The organism is Pseudomonas syringae group sp. 26L6, from assembly GCF_032587815.1.
Classification (GTDB): Bacteria; Pseudomonadota; Gammaproteobacteria; order Pseudomonadales; family Pseudomonadaceae; genus Aquipseudomonas; species Aquipseudomonas amygdali.
The window spans coordinates 46,761-67,287 of the sequence record NZ_JAWHPJ010000011.1 but is presented as its reverse complement, the minus strand read 5'-3'; the positions used below and the strand labels follow the sequence as shown (position 1 = coordinate 67,287).

General features: G+C 57.2%; 16 protein-coding genes. 10 read left to right on the top strand and 6 right to left on the bottom strand.

The features are described 5' to 3' along the window. Window positions 1-151: 151 nt before the first annotated feature. The gene (locus RYA97_RS05180; protein WP_316891980.1) at window positions 152-2,455 is read right to left on the bottom strand and encodes a mechanosensitive ion channel family protein; all 2,304 of its coding nucleotides are present in this window, start codon (window positions 2,453-2,455) and stop codon (window positions 152-154) included. A gap of 277 nt (window positions 2,456-2,732) precedes the next feature. Between RYA97_RS05180 and RYA97_RS05175 the strand changes: the two genes are divergently transcribed. After that, on the top strand, window positions 2,733-3,551 hold the full coding sequence (locus RYA97_RS05175) for an alpha/beta fold hydrolase (RefSeq protein ID WP_005745968.1): 819 nt from the start codon (window positions 2,733-2,735) through the stop codon (window positions 3,549-3,551). A gap of 49 nt (window positions 3,552-3,600) precedes the next feature. Here RYA97_RS05175 and RYA97_RS05170 read toward each other — a convergent pair whose 3' ends face one another. Then, the gene (locus RYA97_RS05170) at window positions 3,601-4,449 is read right to left on the bottom strand and encodes an ureidoglycolate lyase (RefSeq protein ID WP_002555446.1); all 849 of its coding nucleotides are present in this window, start codon (window positions 4,447-4,449) and stop codon (window positions 3,601-3,603) included. 411 nt (window positions 4,450-4,860) lie between these two features. Here RYA97_RS05170 and RYA97_RS05165 point away from each other — a divergent pair, with 411 nt between their 5' ends. Both RYA97_RS05165 and RYA97_RS05160 read left to right on the top strand, forming a co-directional pair. After that, complete coding sequence (locus RYA97_RS05165; RefSeq protein WP_016982340.1) at window positions 4,861-7,167, top strand: TonB-dependent receptor; 2,307 nt, start codon at window positions 4,861-4,863, stop codon at window positions 7,165-7,167. 229 nt (window positions 7,168-7,396) lie between these two features. Next, complete coding sequence (locus RYA97_RS05160) at window positions 7,397-7,636, top strand: hypothetical protein (RefSeq protein WP_016982339.1); 240 nt, start codon at window positions 7,397-7,399, stop codon at window positions 7,634-7,636. A 171-nt stretch (window positions 7,637-7,807) separates the two neighbouring features. Here RYA97_RS05160 and RYA97_RS05155 read toward each other — a convergent pair whose 3' ends face one another. From RYA97_RS05155 to RYA97_RS05145, 3 genes are all read right to left on the bottom strand, one after another. Beyond that, window positions 7,808-10,717, bottom strand: coding sequence for a putative bifunctional diguanylate cyclase/phosphodiesterase (locus tag RYA97_RS05155; protein WP_044295467.1), 2,910 nt, complete (start codon window positions 10,715-10,717; stop codon window positions 7,808-7,810). 31 nt (window positions 10,718-10,748) lie between these two features. Further along, window positions 10,749-11,570 carry a phosphate/phosphite/phosphonate ABC transporter substrate-binding protein gene (locus RYA97_RS05150; protein WP_010195080.1) on the bottom strand — a complete coding sequence of 274 codons (822 nt, stop codon included), beginning with the start codon at window positions 11,568-11,570 and terminating at the stop codon, window positions 10,749-10,751. A gap of 292 nt (window positions 11,571-11,862) precedes the next feature. Next, on the bottom strand, window positions 11,863-12,993 hold the full coding sequence (locus tag RYA97_RS05145) for an ROK family transcriptional regulator (RefSeq protein WP_005745972.1): 1,131 nt from the start codon (window positions 12,991-12,993) through the stop codon (window positions 11,863-11,865). Window positions 12,994-13,158: 165 nt separating this feature from the next. On the opposite strand from RYA97_RS05145, the gene RYA97_RS05140 reads away from it, so the two are divergent. From RYA97_RS05140 to RYA97_RS05110, 7 genes are read left to right on the top strand one after another with little or no spacing between them, the layout of a single operon-like run. Continuing rightward, a complete protein-coding gene (locus tag RYA97_RS05140; protein WP_004667316.1) occupies window positions 13,159-14,475 on the top strand; it encodes an extracellular solute-binding protein in 1,317 nt (438 codons plus the stop codon). After that, complete coding sequence (locus tag RYA97_RS05135; protein WP_005745974.1) at window positions 14,472-15,365, top strand: carbohydrate ABC transporter permease; 894 nt, start codon at window positions 14,472-14,474, stop codon at window positions 15,363-15,365. The genes RYA97_RS05140 and RYA97_RS05135 overlap by 4 nt, the downstream gene beginning before the upstream one ends. Further along, window positions 15,362-16,255, top strand: a complete 894-nt coding sequence (locus RYA97_RS05130) for an ABC transporter permease subunit (protein WP_005745975.1) — start codon at window positions 15,362-15,364, stop codon at window positions 16,253-16,255. Before RYA97_RS05135 ends, RYA97_RS05130 begins: the two co-directional genes overlap by 4 nt. Continuing rightward, window positions 16,252-17,358, top strand: a complete 1,107-nt coding sequence (locus RYA97_RS05125; RefSeq protein ID WP_005745976.1) for an ABC transporter ATP-binding protein — start codon at window positions 16,252-16,254, stop codon at window positions 17,356-17,358. Before RYA97_RS05130 ends, RYA97_RS05125 begins: the two co-directional genes overlap by 4 nt. Window positions 17,359-17,364: 6 nt before the next feature. Next, the gene (locus RYA97_RS05120; RefSeq protein ID WP_057452757.1) at window positions 17,365-18,126 is read left to right on the top strand and encodes a glycerophosphoryl diester phosphodiesterase; all 762 of its coding nucleotides are present in this window, start codon (window positions 17,365-17,367) and stop codon (window positions 18,124-18,126) included. Next, window positions 18,123-18,866, top strand: a complete 744-nt coding sequence (locus RYA97_RS05115) for an inositol monophosphatase family protein (protein ID WP_003431801.1) — start codon at window positions 18,123-18,125, stop codon at window positions 18,864-18,866. The genes RYA97_RS05120 and RYA97_RS05115 overlap by 4 nt, the downstream gene beginning before the upstream one ends. Then, on the top strand, window positions 18,866-19,978 hold the full coding sequence (locus RYA97_RS05110) for an endo-1,4-beta-xylanase (RefSeq protein WP_005745978.1): 1,113 nt from the start codon (window positions 18,866-18,868) through the stop codon (window positions 19,976-19,978). The genes RYA97_RS05115 and RYA97_RS05110 overlap by 1 nt, the downstream gene beginning before the upstream one ends. A 288-nt stretch (window positions 19,979-20,266) precedes the next feature. Here the strand turns inward: RYA97_RS05110 and RYA97_RS05105 are convergent, their stop codons facing one another. Next, window positions 20,267-20,527 carry a hypothetical protein gene (locus RYA97_RS05105; protein ID WP_057458062.1) on the bottom strand — a complete coding sequence of 87 codons (261 nt, stop codon included), beginning with the start codon at window positions 20,525-20,527 and terminating at the stop codon, window positions 20,267-20,269.

Sequence of the window (20,527 nt, the reverse complement as noted above, 5' to 3'; positions counted from 1 at the left end):
GTCAGCAGGCTCGGTATCAGATAATCAAACGAACAATTGAAAAACGCCTGCAAACATAACACGTTGCCTGCCAACCCCCAACAGTTGCGCAGCCCGGCGGGGCAATGACGCCGCAACAACGCGTTGCAGCCGTCTCATGCCGCCCGATTGATTACTGAGCTGCCGGACCCGGCGGGCTGTTGCCCTTGGGCAGACCAAGCGGTGCAGGTGTCGGCGCAGAAGGTGTCGCAGCGGCAGGGTCCGAGGGCGCAGGAGGCCCCTCGGCTTCAACGCCAGCCTGCGGGTTGTTGAAGCCCGGCCCCATGACCATCTGTGGATAAGTTTGCGCGAAACGTACGTTCGGGTTTTTATCCACAAGACGCTTGAGGCGCTCGTTGAAGGCGCGCCCCACTGCGTACTGACCACCGGAAGAGGTGCGGAATTGCGCGGTCAACACCATGCCGTTCAGGTTCATGCTGTCGACGCCGAACACCTCCAGCGGTCCTTGCAGGTTGTGCTTGAGCAGAATGTCATCGCTGATCGACTGCCCGGTTTCGCGGATCAGCGCCAGCGCATCATCAATATCCGAGTCGTAAGTGAACTGCACCGAGAAGAACGCATAAGCGAACTGCCGCGACTGGTTGGTAACCGCCTTGATCTGCCCGAACGGCACGGAATGGACAAAACCCTTGCCGTCACGCAGGCGCACGGTACGGATGGTCAGGCTTTCCACCGATCCGGAGTGGCCAGTACTGAGCACTACCCAATCGCCCACCGAGAAGGTGTCTTCGATGATGATGAACAGACCGGTGATCACGTCCTGCACCAGTTGTTGCGAACCGAAACCGATGGCCAGACCGACAACCCCGGCACCCGCCAGCAGCGGTGCAACGTTGATGCCCAGGTTGGCCATGGTGGTGATCGCGCAGATCACCACCAGAATGATTTTCACCGCGTTGCGCAGCAGCGGCAAAATGGTCTTGATTCGTGTACTCGGCTGGCGGCCACTGCGATGATTGGCCGGTGGTTTGAGGGCTTCCTGAATGGCCGTGTCGAGCACGACCCATAGCAGCCAGGTGACCACAAATATCAGGCCGATACTGCTCAGCGAATCGCTTATCACGCGACCCAGCGTGTTGCGCTGGGCAAACTCGAACATCGAGAAGCCCCAGATACGCCCCAGTATTTCGATGAACCCGATGGCCAGCGCAATGCGCAACACCGCGTACACCAGGCTCAGCAGGCGCGCCTTGTACACATGCCCGCCGCGCCCCAGGGATTCGGTCGGTTTGAACAGGTGCTGGAACACTGTGCTCAAAAATACCGTGGCGATCAGCAGAATGGTGGTGAACAACGCACAACGCAGCGCTTCCTGACTGTCTTCACCGGCTCCGATCAGGTTGATCGCCGAGACCAGAATCATCAGCAGGATCGGCAAGTGCCACAGGTTGGAGAAGATTTTCAGCGACTGCTGCAGTGCTGGCCGTTGCAGGCGGCTGCTCAAGGAACGGTTACGAATCAGGTGCGCCACCGGGCGGCGCACCTTGATGATCAGCATGCAGAACACCACCGACGCAAACAGCCCGGTGAACACCGCAACGCTGGTGGTGACGTTGCTGCCCAGTTGGCGGGCGATCTGCGGGCTGGTCAGTGCATCGCTCAGCGCCGCCAGAAAACCGACCACAAACAGTGGCCTCGGCGCGTAGCGGCGAATCATGCGTACCGCGGCGCGCTTGTGCCCGGAGTTGAACATCACAATCACGCAGAGCAGCACCGAGGTCGACACGATGCCACTGCTGGTCGCATAGGCAAAGCACAGCGCCAGCGCACGGCCCACCGAAGACGGCATGAAGTGGCTGACGTAGAGAGTCAATGGCAGACAGACGATGGCTGGCAAGGTGAACGGCAATACGTATTTGAGCAGCGCCTGACTGCGCTCGCGCACCCGCACAAATGGCGTTCGGCACAAGCGCACCGCCAGAAAACGACCCAACGTGGTCAGAACGGCAAACGAGCCGATCCAGACAAACGACAGGGCAAGGAAGTCCCCGGCAACACTCCACGGAGAACGTGTGGTGCGCTTGTTGACCAGCTTCTCCAGCTCGTCGGCTGCACGGTCGGCGCGCAGTTGCCAGGCGTCGAAGAGGTTGTCGTCAAGATTAAGCTTTTCCTGGACGTCATCAATGCTGGAACTGATGGCACCGAGCAACCCGCCCTGCACCAGAAGTTCCGGGGCCTCGGCCGCTGCTGGCTCCCCACTGTCTGCCGGTTTCGCATCCGCCTTTTCAGCGGCCTTGTCATCCGCTTTCGCCGCAGGTTTTTCAGCTGCTTTGCCATCGGTCTTTTCGGCCGCTTTGTCGTCGGTCGGCACCGCAGCGCCCATTGGCAGCGCAGGTACATCGGCTGCCTGGAGATTTAAACTGCCTGCGAATAACAGCAGACCCGACAGGATCAAGATTTTCAGCTGAGACGCCACGCAGTTCTCTCCTTCGATGGACAAATACAACCATGCACAGGCCAAAGCGCGCTTTGATCCCAAGGAACTGATTCCCGTATGCCCGGCAAGTTCGGTTCCGGCAGGGAAATACGATGAGCCGATGTTTCAAAAAATTGCGCCAGAACAGTACGCTCATTCTTCCCGACTGAACTATGCAAAGCGCCAACTGCCGGAATTATCGGCGGCTGCCGAAGGCATGCATGAGCCTGTGCACCAGAGCGCTTGCCCGATCAACCCGACATCGAGAGGAATCTGCATGAGCACGTTCAACGCAAAAGATGGCACTGAGATCTATTACAAGGACTGGGGCGAGGGTAAGCCGGTACTGTTCAGCCACGGCTGGCCGCTGAATGCGGATATGTGGGAATACCAGATGGAATACCTCAGCAGCCGGGGCTATCGCACCATTGCCTTCGACCGCCGCGGCTTCGGTCGTTCCAGCCAGCCGTGGACCGGTTATGACTACGACACCTTCGCTGACGATATCGCCGAGCTGATCGAGCACCTTGATCTGCACGACGTGACGCTGGTGGGCTTTTCCATGGGCGGCGGCGATGTGACGCGCTATATCGCCAGACATGGCAGCGCACGGGTTGCCAAGCTGGCCTTGCTGGGCTCGGTCACACCGTTTTTCCTCAAGACTGACGACAATCCGGAAGGCGTCGACAAATCAGTGTTCGATGGCATCAAGGAGGGTCTGCTCAAAGACCGCGCGCAATTCATCAGTGATTTCGCCACGCCGTTCTACGGCCTGAACAAAGGACAGAAGGTTTCCGAGGGCGTACAGGCCCAGACCTTGAATATCGCCCTGCTCGCCTCGCTCAAAGGCACGCTGGATTGCGTGACGGCGTTCTCCGCAACCGACTTCCGTGCGGACATGGCGAAAATCGATGTGCCGACCCTGGTGATTCATGGCGATGGTGATCAGGTTGTGCCGTTCGAAGCATCAGGCAAGCGCGCCGCCGAGCTGATCAAGGGTGCAGAGTTGAAGGTCTATCCCGGCGCGCCGCACGGTTTTGCCGTGCCCCATGCCGAGACACTCAACAAAGACCTGCTGGCGTTTGTGCAGGGCTGATATTTTTGTGTAACAGGGAGCCGGCTGCCGACTCCCCGCAGGCAGCGAATCAGTCGGCCTGAACGGTCAACTGATTCTGCTCGCCCAGCCCCGCAATCCCCAGGCGCATGCGTTGCCCTGCGCGCAGGAAGACAGGCTCTGGCTTGACGCCCAGGCCCACACCCGGCGGCGTACCCGTGGAGATGACATCACCCGGTTGCAGGCTCATGCAACGGCTCAGGTAGGCGATCAGTTGCGGCACGTTGAAAATCAGCGTGCGCGTATTGCCATTCTGATAACGATGACCGTCAACCTCCAGCCACAGGTCGAGTGAGTGAGGGTCGGTAACCTCGTCGCGGGTCACCAGCCAAGGGCCTATCGGACCAAAGGTATCGAAGCCTTTACCCTTGTCCCAGGTTCCGCCGCGCTCAAGCTGCCACTCGCGCTCCGACACATCGTTGACCACGCAATAACCGGCAACGTGCTCCATGGCAACGGCTTCGTCGATATAACGCCCGCCCTTGCCGATGATCACGCCCAGCTCGACCTCCCAGTCAGTCTTGAGCGAACCGCGAGGAATTTCGACGTTATCGTCCGGGCCGCAAATTGCGCTGGTCCACTTGTTGAATATGATGGGTTCCTTGGGCACTTCCATCCGCGACTCGGCTGCGTGGTCGGCGTAGTTCAGGCCTATGCAGATAAACTTGCCGACCTGCCCGACGCACGCCCCGATGCGCGGTCGGCCCGCCACCAAAGGCAGACTTTCGGGATCAAGCGCAGCCAGGCTGGCAAGGCCTGCCGGGCTCAACACCTCGCCAGCGATGTCCGTGACATGTGCGGACAGATCGCGGATCTGGTAGGCAGCATCAAGCAGGCCTGGCTTTTCCTGGCCCTTTTCACCGTAACGAAGCAATTTCATCGAGTTCTCCCGTTTCAGTCCAAGGTGCAAACCGCGGATTCAGAGGGTGATGCCCTGTTGCCCGGCCTTCGGAAATACGTATTCACGATTGGGCTGAACCCACTGAGTCTGGACAGATAGCATCGCAACGGACGCCTTGCCTAATGAAATTTACGACCAACTGCCAACACGCCGAGTCGGCATTGACCGGCAGAAAAATCGGGATAACACGCCACTGGTCATAATTAATACACACAGTGAGTATTAATATCACCCCCAGTTCAAACGAGCCCTTTCGTTGAAACGAGCCCCTCGAAAACACGACAGACTCGTACGTCTTGAAGGGCGAACTGGACTCATGTCAACGCTAACACCGTCCTGCAGATTCCCCGTCGCAAGCGCGGCGCCCTGACGCCCCAGGAAAACCTTTTCATGAACAATCGATCGATACCGCGTGCTTCTCGATTCCCGATAACGCGCCTTGCGTTGCTGGTTTCATTGAATTCACTGTGCCTGATCAGCCCGTTCATTCAGGCCGATGACGATGTGCCAACCTCAGTCACGGTGCCCACCAGCGACGACACCGCTGCCGTGACACTGGGCACGGTGTCAGTGATTGGCCAGGGCGAAACCCGGCAGGTGCAACGCGTCACGCAAAAGGACGTAAGCGCTTATTCCGCAGGCACCAGCCCATTGAAAGTTCTGCAACGGCTACCGGGAGTCAACTTCCAGTCCGGCGACCCGCTGGGTCGTGAAGAAGGCAGCCAGCGCATCAGCCTGCGCGGTTTTGACATGCACCACCTAGGCTACACGCTGGACGGCGTCACGCTTGGCAACATGAGCTTCGGCAACTTCAACGGTCTGAGCATCACCCGGGCGATCATCGCGGAAAACATCGCCGCCAGCGAAGTGGCTCCAGGCATCGGTTCGCTGGGCACGGCATCGAACAGCGATCTGGGCGGCACCATCCAGTTCACCAGTTCCAATCCGGACAAGGAATTCGGCGCGCGACTGTCACAGACCCTGGGCAGTTACGACACCTCGCGCACTTTCATGCGCGTCGACACAGGCGAATACAACGGTCTGTCCGCTTATGTGTCGGGAGAAAAGTACGACGCCGATGCCTGGAAAGGTCACGACAACCCGCAAAAATCCGACGCTGTGAACGCCAAGGTCAATTACAACTTCGGCGAAAACCGCGTGAGCTTTTTCCACAGCACCTCGTCTCACGACGAAGCCAATCTGCCCAGTCTGTCGAAGAGCATCATCCAGCGTCTGGGCTACAACTGGAGTTACTACACCCCGGACTGGACCCGCGCGGTCAATGCGGCCAACGGCATCTACACCGGCGGCGTAACCAGCGCAGGCGATGCGACCTACAACGCCAGCAGCCTGCGCGACGACGAACTGGACATCCTCAACGGCAATTTCTCGCTCACCGATGATCTGGTGCTGGACGCCACGGTCTATCACCACCATGACTCGGGCCGGGGCAATTCGTACTATCCGTTCATCTTTACCAGCGGCTCGACCACTGTCCCCAGCAACTCGATTCGCAGCACGGTGTATGGCATTGATCGAACCGGCTTCCAGAGTTCGCTGACCTACTTTCTGGGCCAGCATGAAATTCAGGGCGGGTTCTGGATTCAATCGAACAAGAACGACATCGCCCGTTACCTGTTCGATACCACCAATGCGACTCCGCAAAACCATATCGTCAAAACCAATGGCCTGAGGCAGGCGGCTACGGTACTGGACCAGAGCTACAACGACCTGACCCGACAGTTTTTCCTGCGCGACACCTATACCCTGCTCGATGACCGTCTCAAGCTTGAGTTCGGCGCAAAGAACACTGTCACCACCTCCACTGCCGAAGGTAAAGGCGGCGGTTATGCCAGCGGTTCGCTGGAAGCGCGGGACAGGTTTTTGCCGCAAGTGGGCGCAACCTACACACTCAATGACAGCGATGAAGTGTTCACGTCTTATTCGGAAAACATGGCGGCCTTTCCGAGTGGCGGTTACAGCCCGCTCTTCACCACGCAGACCGCAGTGGATGCGCAGAACGGCTTCAAGAACCTCAAACCCGAAACCTCGAAAACCGCTGAACTGGGCGTGCGCCGCAGCACAAAGCTGTATTCGGTATCCGCGGCGGTCTACAACACCAAATTCGACAATCGCCTGGTGGCCATCACCAACTGTACCGGCATCGTCATCTGCCAGAACGGCGTTGCCAACGTCGGCTCTGTCACCAGTCGGGGCCTGGAACTGTCATTCGGCCTGACACCCGACGAGCACTGGCGCTGGTCCAACTCCATGTCCTACAACCACAGCACTTATGACGACGACTATGCCAGCGGCGGCAGCACCGTTCATGTGAAAGGCAAAACAGTCGTCGATACGCCCAAGCTGATGTATTCCAGCAACCTGGACTGGAATTGGGAGCACTGGAATGCCGGCATGCAGGGCAACTACATCAGCAAGCGCTATTACACTTACACCAACGACTCCAGTGTCAGCGGCTACTGGGTAGCGAACGCCAACCTCGGCTACGACTTCGGCAAACTCGGCGCCGTCAAAGACACCACCGTCTCGCTGAACATGGTCAACCTGTTCGACAAGCGTTACATCTCCACCCTCAACACCGACGCCAGCGCAGCGACCGACCCGGCGGGCAATTTGCAGATTCTGCAGGTGTGCACGCCACGCAGCGCGTTTGTAACACTGGGCGTGAAACTTTGATTGATGCTGACTGAAAGCGGGCGAAGGATCGCCCCATCTGCCACTTACATTGAATTACGTCGCGCGGCTTGCTGTTGGAGACAGGCTCTTGTGGGAGCGAGCTTGCTCGCGAAGGCAATGTACCTGTCTCTGCACGACCGCGTGGGTTGCCAACCTCAATGGCGACGAATACCCCATCGTGCTGCATACTCCCCTGACATACAGCGCCTGACCTTCATCTGGACACCCCATGACACCCAACGCAGAACTCTATAACCCGTCCACCGAATATGCCGACAAGCTGATTTCGCGCATCGGACAAACACCTTCGTGGATCGCAAAACGCATTGGTGTGACTGACAAGCGCATTCGCTACATTCTGGATGGGGAAAGGACCGTCAAAGGCGAAACCACGCAGATTCAGATGACCTATACCGAGCAGTTTGCACTGGAGTGTCTTGTGGCAGAGGCTATAGCGCTGAGGATGTAGGACCCGCTGGCTATCAAGCATTGCCCTTGAATCTGAAGTTCCTGATAATCACGCCCTCAAATACTCAGGCAAGGAAATGCAGTGAAAGGAAATCTAGTATTGGTGGCGTTGCTTGCCCAAGCTTGAGTGCGGTGAAGTCTTTACTACGAATAACTCTCATGCTCGCGGTTCTCAAGCAGGTATGTCCAACAAGCTCAGACTACGTGACGATTTAATCATAGAAGCACACTCTTCAATGATGACAGGCTTACTAAAAAGATAACCCTGCATTTGATCGCAGCCATACGTCACAAGCAGCGCTAACTGGTCGACTGTTTCGACGCCTTCTGCAATGACTTTAAGACCCAATTCGTGCGCCAACACGATGACCGCTCTGGTGATAGCGGCGTCCTCATGATTGCTCGTTATATCTTTTATGAACGCCCTGTCAATTTTGAGGGCGTCAAGAGGGAATCGTTTCAAGTAAGCCAAACTCGAATAGCCCGTTCCGAAATCATCGACCGAAAGGCTTATGCCATACGATTTTATATCTCGAAGTATGTTAACCGCCGACTCGGGATCGATCATCAGCATTGACTCGGTCAATTCGAATTCTAAAAGAGCGGGGTTGATACCGTACCCCTCAACAATGTGCTTGATGGTCTCAGCCAGGCCTTTTACCTGAAGCTGCCTGACGGACAGATTGATGGCGATCGGTACCTGCCTGACATTATTTTCTTCCCAGCTTTTTATGGTTTCACAGACGTTGCGGATAACCCACTCGCCGACAGGAATTATCAGGCCGGTGTCCTCAAGAATAGGTATAAACTCAGCCGGAGAAACCATACCCTGCTCCGGGTGATTCCACCGCAGCAAAGCCTCCAAACCACTTATCCTGCCATCGGTGAGGCTGACCTTTGGCTGAAAATGTAGAATAAACTCATTACGAGCAAGCGCACCCCGCAATAGCGTTTCAGTTTGCAAGCGCCGAACCAAACTTTCATTCATTGTGGCGTTGTAAAACTTGTAGTTATTACGGCCACTTTTTTTCGCATGGTACATGGCGGTATCCGCATTCTTCAGGATAACGCCAGTGTCACGTCCATCAAACGGATAATTGGCGATACCGACACTCGCTGAAACAAATACATCCTGACCGCCCAGATTGAATGGTTTCCCCAACGCTTCAACAACATGGTTCGCAAGGGTTTTTATAAGGCTTTCGGAATAAACATGATGGGTAACGACGATAGAAAACTCGTCGCCTCCCAGCCGCGCAACCACACTGTTTTCATCAATGCAGTCTTTCAAGCGTCGACCCGCCTGTATAAGCAATTGGTCGCCCACTGAATGCCCCATGGTGTCATTCACTGCTTTGAATCTGTCCAAATCGATGAATATGACGCTGACTGCATCTGGCACTGACGTTTTCCGACTGATTATCTCGCGCAGATAATTGCTAAGAAACCAGCGATTAGGCAGATGGGTGAGCGAATCATTTTCGGCCAGATAGATTAGCTTTTTCTTGGCGTCATACCGCTCAAGCGCGGCGGCCAACAGGTTAGCAAGTGTTTGAAGGTAGCTCACATCTTCACGTGTAAAGGAGTAGTCAGTGCTGGCATACACCCCAAGAACGCCCTTGAAAACCTCCCTGCAGGATATCTCAATCTCTAGACCACTTCTAATACCGCAAGCCTCCACCGTTTCACCCGGCAGCAGCGTGTACCTGTTATCAGGTGTATCAGAATTAATGACACACCCGGTGGAAGAAGCAGTACCGTTCAAAAAATCATTGTGATAACCACTGCGGACTTCCACGTGGTTCAAGCCAACCTCCGCGTTGAGGATGACCCCATGACTCACTCGATCAACGACTAATAAAGCCGCCTTGCTCAATGTTAATCCTTGCGCAGCAGTCAGTGCTGCCAGCTCACCCAGTGTACTGACGTTTTCTTCTGTCAATGCCTGCTGACCAAACAAGGCGATAAGGTTTTGCCTTCTGGAGTTATCCAGAATCGCGACCTCAAACTCCTTTCGAACAGTAATATCGATATCGATGCAAATATATTTTTCAACGCCGCCCATGTCATCGAGAATAGGTATTATGGTGCGTCGATGCCATGCGTCCTTACCGGTACGCCCCGAAAGCCTGACCTCACCGTTCCACACCTCATTTTCAGGTACCCATCGCCACGGCTCAGAGGCTGAAGACATGCCGGTCCAGACTTCATCGATCTTCAGCTCTAAAAGCTCAGCTCGCGAATGCTGCGAGCTTTTTACGAATCGTTCGTTAACGTAGGTGATACGTCCGGAGGCCGAAACTTCGCAAACGATTGAAACTTCATCAAGGGCATTTTTATGCTGCACCAAGGTATTCATCAGCGAGTCGATACGCAGGCCAAAGTGATTGCGCATACTGGCGGCAGTGCGGTTTACCGCTTTTATAGCCTCCTGTATTTCCATGGGGGCATCAGCGACCAACATAGCTTCAGCGGCCACTGCGCCTGAAGCGATTTCTGCCTCATACGAATGAAGTTTGCCCAGATGGGCAAGCGAACGCTTGATCATGAACCCCATTAAAATCAGACTGATCAGTAAAAAAAATACTGCAAACAGTGTCGCCTGAATCACCAGGCTATAGAGTTCGGTAGCAATTCTCTCGGCATTAAAAGACAGACGCATCACGCCATAATCTTTCCCGCCGACCGTAATCGGGCGATTGACATCGAATAATCTCGCAGCGACTTCGGACTCTATCCACGCAGGGGCCCTTCCAACAGGCGCACTGGCTGCCTGCAGGCGAATGACGCCACCCGACAGGTCAATAAACACGGCCGACTTGAACGGCGAGCGAGCCAAGGTTTTTTCGAGGGTCCTTTTGATGGTGTCGTAATCGCCGATGACGACGCTTTCCTCTACAGCTTGCGCGGCGACCTCGATCAGCATGTTAGCGGTGTCTTGTATCTCTTCAATATGCTGAAGCAGCTGGTTTTTATAAAATAGCCCCAGCCCTGTCGTCAAAAAAGTCAGTATTAGAATGGATAACATCGCCAGTATTCGCGACGTCAGTGATTTGGGCAGCAGGCTTTTAAAGAAATTCATTAACAGCCTCTCCAGCTAAAGTTGAAATTATTTACTTAAGTTTTGCTGGCAAACTGTTATAAAAATCACGATAGGACGCATAATCCGCTTCCGTCGCAGGAATGAAGGTAATCGGTGCCGGTGCATGGACCAGCTCGGTCGCCTCACGAAGAACCCTGCTACCGTCGGGATCGTTTTGCATATTAAAAAATGCGTTGGCTACCGCATCACGTTCTTTTTTAGAAACCCGAGGGGATGCCATGAGGGCCAGGTCATTGAACGAGGCCGAACTCCACAGCACGCGGAACGACTTACCTTCTCTCTCAGTGTAGCCACTTACAAGCTGTGAATTGGCCCCCATCGCTTGAGCCTTGCCACTAAAGAGTTGGCTGAAAGCGCCATCCATGTTTCCGGCAAACACGGTAGAAGTACTGATCCCTTTCTTCACCAATTCCGAGTTTGTGACTTTATAAGCGATGAACGCTTCCGGTCCCGGATACACGACTTCCTTGCCCTCTAGCTCCGAAAGGCTATGAATGGGCGAGTCGGCAGGTACCACGATCTGCCCCTCGAGGGCAGGCGCGTCACGGCGACCAAACACCTTCCAGCCCATCTTGTCGCGTTCCGGGCTAAAAAGATGGTTAGTAAAAGCGAAATCAACTTCTTGCGCGAGCACATAACTTGTTGTATCAGAGGATGTTCGACCTAATTTCAGCGTGAGATTCACGCCGCTTTTGTCGGACACATACTTTATGATTGGATTCCAAAAACTGGCTGACAGATTAAGATTGTACTGATTGACAGGCGAAAAGTTGTAAACCTTAAGTTCTTCAGACGCGGCCACATTTGACAAGGCAAACGACAGGACAACCATTATAGCTTTGCAGCCCAAGCATAACTTCACTTGTCAACTCCACATGCAGACTAACGTCTTACCCAACGGTGATGAGCAATAACTTAAGCTCAGTAATATAGTATGATCGGCCGACAACCTTGAATCTTAAGCACCGACTGCATGAAGAAATATTAATCGGCCAGCCAACACACCTGCCTGCCGCGTCCGGGCGATAGCCTTGAACTGGACAGGCCGAGGTGGCTTTTGCTGCATGACCATTGCCTCGGCCGCAACGTGCAGTACCCAGCAATGAGTTATTGTTGACGACAGATCAAACAAAAAACCGCTCTTTCAACGGCACCAGTGCCGCCCCGATAGCCGCCGCATCGCCATTGGTCTCACTCAGCAATAACTGAGGCCGAGGCGGTGGCGCGTTGTAGCGGTGGGCTCCCCAGAAAGTCGTTGCCGCAATCAGGCGTCTGCCCAGCTCTGGCGGTAATTGCCCGCCAAACACTACCGCCTGTGGATCGAACAGGCCCGCCAGTGCGTTAACCAGACGATCCAGGGTTGGTTTGACGCGTGCCAGCCAAGTGTCCACGCCGGGCCAGTCAGGGTCGAAGCGCAGGCGCAGGTCTTCGATTGAATCTACCTGTACGCCGTTCTGATGCAATTCATCCAGCAGGTAACGCAAGGCCGGACGGTTTATCGACTCTTCGTCGTTGTAGAGGGTGATCTCGCCCGCGTTGCCGTGGCTGCCGAAATACGGTTTGCCGTTGATCACCACGCCTGCGCCGAAACCGAAGTTGAACGACAGGTAGATGAAGTTGCTGGCCCAGGCCCCCACGCCCACCAGGCTTTCACCGATGGCCGCAGTGGTGGCGTTGTTTTCCAGCCAGACCGGCATGCCGAAGCGTTCTTCGAGTATCGGTTGCAAGTCAATCAATGACCAATCGCGCAGCGGTTCAGGTGCATTGATCTGGCGGTTCTCAAGAAAAAAACCGGCGATGGCGAAGCCCATGCCAATTACTCGTTGCGCCTCGATGCCATTGCGTTGAAGCATGCGTTCGATGGTCTGATCAAGCGAATCCAGCGTGCTGTTGCGGCTCAACGGCGGCGTACGCAAGGTGACCTGTTCCAGCACATTGCAGCCCAGATCGGCGATGCAGACCACTGCCGAATCGGTATTGATCGATACGCCGATGACATACACCGCCTCGTTGACCAGCTCAATGCGCGGGCTGGGCTGACCACGGCCGTTCTTCACTCGCTCGCCGCTGCGCAGCAGGCCTCGGCTGATCAGTTCTTCGATCAGGCGGTGCACCGACTGCTGAGCCAGGTCCATCTCGGTCGAAACCGTGGCGCGGGTGATCACACCTCGACGGCGAAGGATATCCAGCAATTTGCGTTCATTCAGGCTCAGCGGTTGGTGCGCATGAAGTGGCGTATCGAGGTCGAGGGGCATGGAATCTACAAATCAGGGGAGGATTAAAACAGTGGGCGTGTAAAGCAGTGTATCGCCCGCCACCCATTGCACACTTCCATCATGAAAATTTAATAAAAGTCGCGCAGGTCACAAATACTACACACAAGCTGTATTAAATGGCACTGAGTTCTTGTGGGTGTCCTCATGCCTTTCATCAGTAAGACGCTTTCCATGCTGGCGCTGCTGCCGTTCGCTGCTCAGGTCTTCGCCGCCCCCGCCGAGTTCTGGTATAGCCACGGCGGCGCGGCCGGAAGTGCCATCGCAGATTTGTGCAGAAGCTTCAATGCACAGCGTGAGGATGGGGATCGCCTGCACTGTATCCGCCAAGGCAGTTATGAGCAGACGCTGCAGAAGACCGTCGCAGCGTACCGCGCAGGCATAGGCCCGGCTCTGGTCGAAATTTACGACGTGGCCACGCCTGACATGCTACTGGGCGGTGCCACTCTGCCTGTCGAGGCCATCATGGCCGGTCATCAAAGGGCCTATTCCGACGACACCTTTCTGCCAGCCTTGCGCCGCTATTACTCCGATGATCACGGCGCTCTGGCGGCCCAGCCTTTTGCGGCGTCCACCGCCGTGCTCTACACGCACCGAAATGCCCTGGCCGCGGCAGGTATCAGCGAGCCCCCCGCCACTTGGGAAGCATTTGCTACAGCCTTGCGGGCCTTGAAGAAAAACGGCCACGCATGCCCTGTCGTCAGCGAATTTTCGCCGTGGATCTGGCTGGAGCAGACCAGTGCAGCGCAAGGCACCGAAGTTGCGGTTCGCGCCGCTGGCACCGAACGCTATCAGTTCGACAAAGGTGCCCACCTGCGCTTGATGAACGACCTGGCGCAATGGACCGCCGAAGGTCTGGTGGTGCACGAGGATTCGACCCGCAGCGGTCAACAGGCGCTGGCTTTCGCCACCGACGACTGCGCCATGCTGATCGACTCCACCGGTGCCTGGAATATCGTGCACAGCACGCTCAAATCCGATATCGATGTCACAGCACTGCCGATTTACGCCAACACCCAACGCCGTACCAACGCTCCCGGAGGTTCCTCGCTGTGGGTGATGCGTGGGCATGCCGCGCGGGATTACCGGCTGGTCTCGGAGTTTCTGGCGTTCGTACTGCAACCGGATAATCAGTTGGTGTTCAGTGCCCGGACCGGCTACCTGCCAGTTACTCAGGCGGCAGCGGCACGGTTGCAATCCGCAGGCAGAGAGCCGTCGGCCGTAATGGTCGGGCTTGCGGCACTTCACGACATTGACGGCCAGCCTTCTACGCCTTTGCGCTGCGGCTTTATCACGCTGATGCGTCTTGTTTGGTCGCAGGAAATGGAAAACGCGCTCGCCGGTCGCCAGAGCGTTGAACACGCCCTGCGTCAGACAACGCTGCGCGCCAACGAATTGCTCAGTCTGTTTCAGCAGATGCATCAGGCCCAGGCCAGCAACGAGTCAGACGGGGCAACGCCATGAAACCTCGGGCGCATTTTCCGCAACCGCGCCTGGCGCTGCTGTTTGCCCTGCCCCAATTGCTGGCACTCGGGTTGTTCTTTTATTGGCCTGCAGTCCAGGCAATCTGGTGGTCGTTTCATCTGGTGCCGCCCTTCGGCGGTAACGAAATCTTTGTCGGCCTGAGCAACTATTGGCGAGTGTTGAGAGACCCTGGCGTGCTCGCGTCGCTAGGCTCGACGCTGGTGTTCAGCCTGTCGAGCGTTGTGCTTTCGATCCTCATCGCACTGGTGCTTGCGCTGTGCCTTGAACTGAAACTGCGCGGCAACGCAGTGTTTCGCAATCTGCTGATCTGGCCCTACGCGGTATCGGGCGCCACCATCGGCATTGTCTTTCACGTGCTGGCCAATCCGGTGATGGGTATTTTCGCCTGGCTTAACGCGATTGCCCCCGGCACCTGGGCACCCTACGCCAGCCCGATGCAGAGCATGTTGTTGCTGATCGTGGCCTATGCCTGGTGCCTGGTGCCGTTCAACTTCGTGATGCTGGTCGCCAGCTTGAAATCCGTCCCCGATGACTACCTCGCCGCCGCCGCACTGGACGGGGCAGGCCCGTTGCGACGCATGCTCGACATACAGCTGCCGCTGATTGCGCCCTATCTGCTGTTCGTGTTTGTCATCGACCTGCTGGAAAGCCTGTCGAACAGCTTCGGACTGGTCGACACCCTCACACACGGCGGGCCCGGCGATACCACCAACGTACTGGCCTACAAGATTTACACCGACGGTTTCATGGGCCTGGATCTGGCAGGTTCGTCGACACTGTCAGTGCTTATGTTGCTGGCAGTTGTAGCGCTGAGCATCGCTCAGTTCAAACTCTTGTCCCGCTTCCAGCGCCGTGGGGTGAAAGCATGATCGAGCGTCACCGGCTGATCGACGCGGGCGCTTACCTGCTGCTGACGCTCGGGCTGGTGTTCGCCCTGGGGCCGCTGTACGTCGCAGTCTGCTCGGCAACGGTCAGCAACCCACAACTGTTCGCCCACGGCCTTGCGCTGATACCCGGCGACCAACTGCTGGAGAACCTGCAACAAGTCACCCGACGCCTCGACCTGCTGCGCTTGCTGGGCAATAGCCTGCTGGTCGCCACGCTGGTGGTAATCGGCAAGCTGACACTTTCGGCGCTGACAGCATTTGCCGTGGTGTACTTTCGCAGCAGCTACACCTCGGTGATCTTCTTTGCCGTGCTGGGCGCTCTGCTGCTGCCGCTGGAGGTACGCATCATCCCCACGTATGCGGTGGCCAGCGACCTGCTCGGACCGCTACGCAACCTGTTGCAATGGCTGGGCATCCAGTGGCTGCCGGTGCCGACCATCAACCTGCTCGACAGCTACACCGGGCTCGCCTTGCCGCTGATTGCCTCAGCCACCGGCACCTTTCTGTTCCGGCAGTTTTACCAGACGCTGCCCGCCGAACTGGTCGAGGCCGCACGTATGGACGGTGCCGGGCCCTGGCGTTTTTTTGTCGACATTCTGCTGCCGCTGTCGAAGACCAACTTCGCAGCGCTCGGCACGCTGGTGTTCATCGGCGCGTGGAAAGACTACCTGTGGCCGCTGGTCGCGACCAATCGCGAGGACATGCGCACGCTGGTGCTGGGCGTCGCCAGCTTTCTGCCGACCGATGCAACCCAGGTCCCCGAATGGAACCTGCTGATGGCCGCCGCCGTGGTCAGCATGCTACCCCCCCTCCTCGTCATTGCGCTCATGCAGCGATGGTTTGTCAAAGGCCTGATCGGAGTCGGTAAATGAACGCGCTCACCCCTATTGCCTGCGCGCCGGATATCGTCCTCAAGGGCCTGCACAAAACCTATGGCTCAGGGCACATCCTTCATGGGCTCGATCTGGTTTTCAAGGCGGGCGAGCTTAACGTCATCCTCGGCCCGTCCGGGTGTGGCAAGTCCACGTTGCTGCGCATGGTCGCCGGGCTGGAGGACGTCAGCAAAGGGCAGATTCTGATGGGTGGCCGCGACGTGACGCGTCTGCCGCCCAAAGAACGCGGCTGCGCCATGGTGTTTCAGAACTACGCGCTCTACCCGCACATGAGCGTCGCCGACAACATCGGTTACGCGCTGAAGCTGGCACGCATCTCACGCACGGAGCGCGAACAGCGTATTCGCGAGTGTGCCAGTTCGCTGGGGCTGGAAGAGTTGCTGCAACGCAAGCCCGGAGAGCTTTCCGGCGGTCAGCGTCAGCGCGTCGCGATCGGTCGGGCGCTGATCCGCAAACCGCCGGTGCTGCTATTCGATGAACCGCTGTGCAATCTGGACAGCGCGCTGCGCCATGAAATGCGCCTGTTGATTCGTAACCTGCACCAGCAGACCGGTGCGACGATTCTGTATGTCACCCACGATCAGACCGAGGCCATGACCCTCGCAGAGCGTGTGGTGATTCTCAACAAGGGCCATGTCGAGCAGATCGGCACGCCCACCGACATCTACGATCAACCCGCCAGCATATTCGTCGCCAGCTTCATCGGCACCCCGCCCATGAACCTGCTGCCTGTGCACTGCCTGGACGACAATGTTCTGATACTGGCCGACGGACAACGCCTGCCCATCAAACTCGGCATTGCCAGCAACCGGACAGGCAAATGGCTGATGGGCCTGCGCCCCGAGACCGTCGTGCTCGGCCAGACAGGCGTCACCGCCACCGTGGAGTCCTCCGAAAATCTCGGCAGCCACAGCCTGCTGTATTGCCAGTTGGCCGGAACACGCTGTGTTGTCAGTCTCGCCGAACGGCAGCATCTGATGCCCGGCACCCAGATTCGACTTGCCATCCATCCCGCGCCCTTGCTGTTCGATATCGAGAGTGGCCAACGCCAGCTCGTTTCCTTCTCCCAAACCACCAAGTGACCCGCCATGCTCAAACCTGCGCCCCTCGTCCGCTCGTCCCTGATTGCCCATCGTGGTGCCAAGGCTTACGTGCCGGAAAATACCCTGCTGGCCCTGGAGAAAGCCGCCGAGTGCGGCGCCGAGTGGGTCGAGATCGACGTGAAGCTGACCCGCGATGGCCAGCCTGTCGTGATTCACGACGATTTGCTGGACCGCACCACCAACGGGCGCGGCGCTGTCGTGCTTCACGAACTTGAGGCCATCCGCAAACTGGACGCAGGCAGCTGGTTCGCGCCTGAATTCGCGGGCCTGCAGATCCCGACCTTCGAAGAGATCGTGGCCTGCGCGCTGCGCCTCAATCTGGGTTTGCAAGTCGAACTCAAACCGACCATTGGCGACGATATCGAGACGGCGGAAGTGGTGATGCCAATCCTCAAAAGCCTGTGGCCCGCCGACAATGATCGGTTGTTCGTCTCCAGCTTTTCGGTGCGCTCGCTAACTGCCGCCCGCCGCTTGTGGAACGACGTACCACTGGCCATCGCCTCGGTGGTCGCGCCTGCTGACCCGGTCGCTTTGCTGGCCGAATATGACTGCCGAATACTTCACGTACTTGACGACATGCTCGATGACCATCACCTTGTTCGCCTGAAAAACAGCGGCGTCGAATTCGCCGTGGCTACCATCAACAGCCCGAAACGCGCGCGTTACCTGCTGGAACACGGCGCGCAGTCGATTCTCAGTGATTACCCGGACTTGTTGAACCTGCCGAACGGAGGCTGTCTGCAATGAACAACCGACTCAGCGTCGCCATGCAAGCTGTAGAAAAGGCCACTGGCCTGGCCATGGCGTATTTCAACGACCGCCACACCCTCGACATCACCACCAAAAGCGCGCAAGACCTCGTCTCCCGCGCCGACTTCGAAGTGGAGCAACTGCTACGTGCAGAACTGAGCAAACACTTCCCCGACGATACAATCCTCGGCGAAGAAATGGGCGGCGAATTCATCACCGACGGCTGGGTCATCGACCCCATCGACGGCACCGGCAACTACCTGCGCGGCACTCCATTGTGGGGAATCGCGGTGGCGTACATGTCGGCAGGTGAACCCGAAATCGGCGTCGTCGCCTACCCGGCACTGGGCTACACCCTGGCAGCCCGCACGGGTGATGGCTTGCTGCGCAACGGCGTCCCTTTTGTCCGCCCTCAACCACCCGAGCACCTGCGCATCGCCGGCGTCGGCGAAAACACCCGCTGGGACGCCGAAGAGATGGGCAAACTGCACCTGAGCCTGCGCCGACAGGGCTGGGGCCTGGCAGGCTATCGCTGCGCAACCATCGGCCTGGCGTTCGCCGCGTTGGGGCAAACGGATGGGTACATGGAGAAATTCACCAGCCTGTGGGACATCGCGGCAGGCGCAGTGATTTGTCGAGAAGCTGGATTGCTGTGCACGATCGAAGGCGAGCAGAAGCAAGGGTCAATGACTGTGATGGTCGGGCGTGAGGAGTTGATGGAGATCTTTGGTGCGTAATGCGCCGGGCTAGTCGACGCAGTTTTCTGACTGCGTTTGTTCGCCTGCTGGCGTGCCTGCCCTTCGCCAACAGCAGGCTGCTGGCGGCAGAAACCTTTCCCGCATTGCGCCAGCCTGCAGCCGAGAAAGGTATCCGGTTCGGCTTTGCGGTTGATCCGGTAAAGCTGAATGACGATGCGGCCTATCGGCAACTGGTCGCCCGTCAGGCCAGCATCGTAGTGCCAGAAAACGCCTTGAAGTGGCAGACCGTCCACCCCGAACCAGAGCGTTACAACTTCGCATCCGCCGACGCAATCGCGGGGTTTGCGAAAGCGCATGAACAGCGTATGCGCGGCCACACTTTCTGCTGGCATCGCTCTTTACCCGACTGGGTTCACCAAACCGTCACCCCGACGAACGCCGAAGCGGTGCTGACGGCGCACATCAGTACCGTCGCCAACCATTATCGCGGTCTCATCAGCGCATGGGACGTCGTCAACGAAGCCATCCAGCTGGAGGACGGCCAGCCTGACGGGCTGCGCAATTCATTCTGGTATCAGATGCTCGGGCCTCGCTATCTGGACATAGCCTTCAAGGCTGCGCACAAGGCCGACCCGGACGCCCTGCTCTGCTACAACGATTACGGCCTGGAAAAGGATACCCATTACGGCGAAAGCAAACGCACTGCCGTGCTCGCCCTGCTGCGCGGGCTCAAGCAGCGCGGCATTCCGATACACGGCTTGGGCATTCAGTCCCATCTGCGTGCAGGCGACACATTTGGTCCGGGCCTTTCCCGCTTTATTCTTGCAGTGCGTGATATGGGGTTGTCGATCCACATCACGGAACTCGACGTCGACGACAGCCACTTGACGGGGCCTATCGCAGAACGCGATGGATCAGTTGCAGCGACTTATAAGCGGTATCTCGACGTAGTGCTTGCCACGCGCTCGGTATCTACCGTTGTTACGTGGGGTGTTTGGGACAGCCCGCATGTTGCAGGCGCCACGGCCAGCAACGGGCCGTTGGCACAGCGGGCATTAGCGTTTGGCCCGCGAGGTGAGGTGAAGCCGGCGAGCTGGGTGATCGCGCATTGTTTCGAAAACGCGCAAACACAGAAGGATGAGCTGTTTTAGGTGCTCAGCGGCTCCCACGGCAGCAGTGCAGCCAAAGTGGTTCAGCGCTTTTTGACGCCTGAAAACGATGAAGCCCCCGATAAACGGGGGCTCCGGGTCTGGACCTGAACAGCAGGGTCCAAGTAAGTCCTAAGACGAGAATACGTTGAATGTGCGACGACGTTTATAAACACTGCTCACGTCCCGTAGCAGCTCCGTTGTCTTGGCCAAGCAAGCTTCCAGGTGCCCTAAGCCGATGCAATGGCATTCGTTCTGGCACCTTGGGAGGCTTATGATCTGAGAGTAAGGTTAATCCCCGTAGGTCGCACGGATTTTTCTCAAGAGGTTTCTGCCGTGCGGCTCTTCGCCATTACCTTGAATCACGGTTGCTTCATAACCGTTGAGCGCTGGATTAATTCGAGTGTTTATCCACTTGGTGAGACTGATATTGCTTTGGGCTGCATTTTTATATTCGTATTCAGTAAGCGCAGCACCCTCGGGCGCACGAATCACCAGACGAATCCCCTCAAGACCCCATACCTGCTCTTCAAACTCTTGAACCGTTGCCAA